A 3,485-nucleotide genomic window follows, 5' to 3' on the forward strand; every position below is an offset into this window, starting at 1 on the left:
CCGGTTGCCGTTTTGATTTATCAGGTCACGGCCATGTTCCAAAAGGAAGAGGTATATGGTCTGACGTCTCAAATGCGTCGCGCAGCGGTTTCAGTTCCTTCCAATATTGTTGAAGGATGCGCGCGTTCAAGTCAGGCTGATTACCTCCGTTTCCTTTATATGGCTTTTGGCTCGCTGCGGGAGTTGCGCTATCAATTTGATCTGGCCAGGCGCCTCGGATTTGTACAGAAGCAAAATGTCTCTGAGGCGGAAGCTAAAATCATTGAAACCGAGAAAATCCTAAACGGTCTGATCTGCTCTCTGCGCCCCCTTAATCTTCAGCCTTGAACCTTCAGCCTTAAAGGCCAATATTATGCAAATACTCATTCGCACCCTCGACATCCTGTTCTCCGCCATCGGCCTGATCGTCGGCTTTCCCCTTTTGGCCATCATCACCCTGATCGGGCTGTTCGACACTGGTTCGCCGATCTTCCGCCAGGAGCGCGTCGGCCGACACAAGAAGCCTTTCGTCCTCGTGAAGTTTCGCACCATGAAGCGCGACACCGCCTCGGTGGCCAGTCACTTGGCCAGCGTCTCGGCCATAACTCCGCTGGGACATTTCCTGCGGCGCACCAAGCTCGACGAACTGCCGCAGCTCTGGAATGTTTTCAAAGGGGAGATGAGTCTGGTGGGACCGCGCCCCTGCCTGTTCAACCAGCAGGAGTTGATCGACGAGCGTGATCGTCGCGGGGTTTACGCCGTGCGTCCCGGCATTACCGGACTGGCGCAGATCAACGGTATCGACATGTCGACGCCGCAACTATTGGCGGAAACCGATGCGCGCATGGTTCGCGACCTGACCCTGGGTCGGTATTTTGCCTATATTGTCCAGACCGTTCTCGGCAAGGGCTCGGGCGACCGGGTGGGCGGGGCCAAGGATTGAAACTCGTTTCCTGGGTTTTCGTGATAGACAGGCTCGGGTCGTTTCTTTTATGCTAAGCCTCGTTGTTGTGGTGTATTTGTAGTCGTCTGATGGTTTTGAATGGAATTGCGATAAGCGGGCGGAAAACTTTGAGGGGCTCCCCATGATCATGCAGCAACGCACCTGGCTCATCCTCGGCCTGAAAACGGTCATCGTTCTGGTTTCTTTTTTCCTCGCCTATCTGCTGCGCTTTGATTTTCAGATTCCCGCCGCGCAGTGGCGCGTCATCGGCGAGTTGCTGGTGCCGCTGCTGGCCATCAAGCTGTTGATCTTCACCCGTTTCGGCATGAGCCACGGCTGGTGGCGCTACGTGTCCCTGGCCGACGTCTTCGACGTGTTCAAGGCCAACCTGGTCGCCTCCCTGGCGCTGCTGGTGTATGTGGTTTTTGTGCATGGCCTGACGGGAGTGCCGCGCGCGGTGCTGGTTCTGGATGGCATTTTGTGCTTTCTGCTGTCCTGCGGCGTGCGCTTTCTGACCCGCGCCTTTCGCGAAAATTATTTTCCGCGCCTGCGGAGCAAGGAGGCAGGCACGGCGCGAGTCCTCATCGTCGGCGCGGGCCAGGCCGGGCAGATGCTGGCGCGCGAGGTCCGGGCCAACCCCGCCATCAAAAAGACCGTCGTCGGCTTCATCGATGATGATCCGCTCAAGTTCAAGCGGCGCTTTCAGGGCATCGCGGTGCTCGGCGGGCAGGAGCAGTTGGCCGAGTTGTGCCGCAAGGAGCGGGTTCAGGAGGTCATCATCGCCATTCCCTCGGCGAGCGGCAAGCAGCTGCGCCGCATCGTCGAGCGCTGCCAGGGGGCCGGGGTCGACTGCAAGACCCTGCCGGGGGTGGGTGACCTCATCGAGGGGCGGGTGAGCATTCAGCAGGTGCGGCCGGTGGACGTGGAGGATTTGCTGGGCCGCGAGGCCGTGCGCATCGAGGTGGACCGGATCAAGGCCTTCCTCGGCGGCAAAAGAGTGCTTGTCACCGGGGCGGCGGGCAGCATCGGCAGCGAGATCTGTCGGCAGGTGGCGCGGTTCGGCCCGGCCAAGCTGGTGCTGTTCGACAACGCCGAGTCGCCGCTGTTCTTTGTCGAGAAGGAACTCGGGGAGTGCTTTCCCGACATCCCCATCGCCGCCATTATCGGCGACGTGCGCTACCGGGCGCGGGTCGAGGCGATCTTCGACGAATTTCAGCCCCAGGTGGTCTTTCACGCGGCGGCCTACAAGCATGTGCCGATGATGGAGCACAACCCCGCCGAGGCCGCCAACAACAACGTGCGCGGCACCAAGATCGTCGCCGACGCGGCCCATGAATTCAAGGTGGAAAGCTTTGTCATGATTTCGACGGACAAGGCGGTCAATCCCACCAACATCATGGGCGCCACCAAGCGCGCCGCCGAGCTGTACGTGCAGGATCTCAGCCGGCGCAGCAAAACCCGTTTCGTGACGGTGCGTTTTGGCAACGTCCTGGGCAGCGCCGGAAGCGTGGTGCCGATCTTCAGATCGCAGATCGTAGCCGGCGGGCCGGTGAAGGTGACCCACCCTGAAGTGACGCGTTTTTTCATGACCATTCCCGAGGCCAGCCAGTTGGTGTTGCAGGCCGGCAGCATGGGGCGGGGCGGCGAGATCTTTTTGCTCGACATGGGCGAGCCGGTGAAGATTCTGCACCTGGCCGAGCAGTTGATCCGTCTTTCCGGGTTGCGGCCCTACGAGGACATCGACATCGTTTTTACCGGCCTGCGACCGGGAGAGAAGCTTTACGAGGAACTGCTGCTGGCCGGCGAGGGGGTGCTGCCGACCAGCCACGCGAAAATCCGCGTGGCCCGCGCATCCTTTGGCGACTCGGCTGCCCTGGCGCGGCAGATGGAAGAACTCTATGAGGCGGAGCGGGCCCTGGACATGAATCGGGTTCGGGCGCTGCTGCGCCAGATCGTGCCGGAATACCAGCCGCCCGATCCCGGCAAGCCCGAATATCAGCAACTGTTCGTCGAAGCCGATCGGCGCCAGGGCGGCGACGCCTCCGTGATCAGGCTGGCCGACCGGCGCCGCGGAACGCCGCGCATGGCCGGCCGCGCGCAACCCTAGGCAACGGAGACTTCCAATGCATCTTCTCGTCACCGGAGGCTGCGGCTTCATCGGTTCCAACTTCATCCGCCTGGCCCTGAAACACCTGCCTGAGGTTCGTCTCGTCAACCTCGATAAACTCACCTACGCCGGCAATCCCCAAAACCTGGCCGATTTGCACACCGACCCGCGCTATCGCTTCGTGCAGGGCGACATCTGCGATGGGGAGTTGGTTGATGCGCTGTTTGCCGAGGAAGGCATCGACAGCGTCGCGCACTTTGCCGCCGAATCCCACGTGGATCGCAGCATCAGCGGCCCGGCTGCCTTCATCCAGACCAATATCCTCGGGACCTTCACCCTGTTGGAAGCCGCCCGCAAGCATTGGTCGCCCGTGGCGGGCGGGCGTTTCCTGCATGTGTCCACCGATGAGGTCTACGGTTCCCTGGGCGACACGGGGCTGTTCACCGAAACCACCCC

4 protein-coding genes are annotated in these 3,485 nt (G+C 61.2%); all 4 read left to right on the top strand.

Features of this window, described 5'->3' with window-relative positions; genetic code table 11:
- Positions 1–327 (top strand): four helix bundle protein (locus tag QAT43_RS14585; RefSeq protein WP_305043820.1); only part of this gene is annotated, 327 nt, incomplete at its 5' end.
- Between the two features lie 25 nt (positions 328–352).
- Entirely contained in the window at positions 353–922 is a 570-nt protein-coding gene (locus QAT43_RS14590; protein WP_305043821.1) for a sugar transferase, read from the top strand.
- A gap of 142 nt (positions 923–1,064) precedes the next feature.
- Positions 1,065–3,029 (top strand): polysaccharide biosynthesis protein, encoded by a 1,965-nt coding sequence (locus tag QAT43_RS14595; RefSeq protein ID WP_305043822.1) that lies wholly within the window; start codon positions 1,065–1,067, stop codon positions 3,027–3,029.
- 16 nt (positions 3,030–3,045) lie between these two features.
- A partial coding sequence (locus tag QAT43_RS14600) for a dTDP-glucose 4,6-dehydratase (RefSeq protein WP_305043823.1) occupies positions 3,046–3,485 on the top strand: 440 nt, incomplete at its 3' end.

The sequence above is a fragment of the Geoalkalibacter sp. genome, assembly GCF_030604225.1.
Lineage (GTDB): Bacteria > Desulfobacterota > Desulfuromonadia > Desulfuromonadales > Geoalkalibacteraceae > Geoalkalibacter.

What these genes read in the sequence shown, in the direction of transcription:
- QAT43_RS14590 (WP_305043821.1), top strand. Translation starts at nt 353, where the DNA reads ATGCAAATACTCATTCGCACCCTCGACATCCTGTTCTCCGCCATCGGC.
- QAT43_RS14595 (WP_305043822.1), top strand. Translation starts at nt 1,065, where the DNA reads ATGATCATGCAGCAACGCACCTGGCTCATCCTCGGCCTGAAAACGGTC.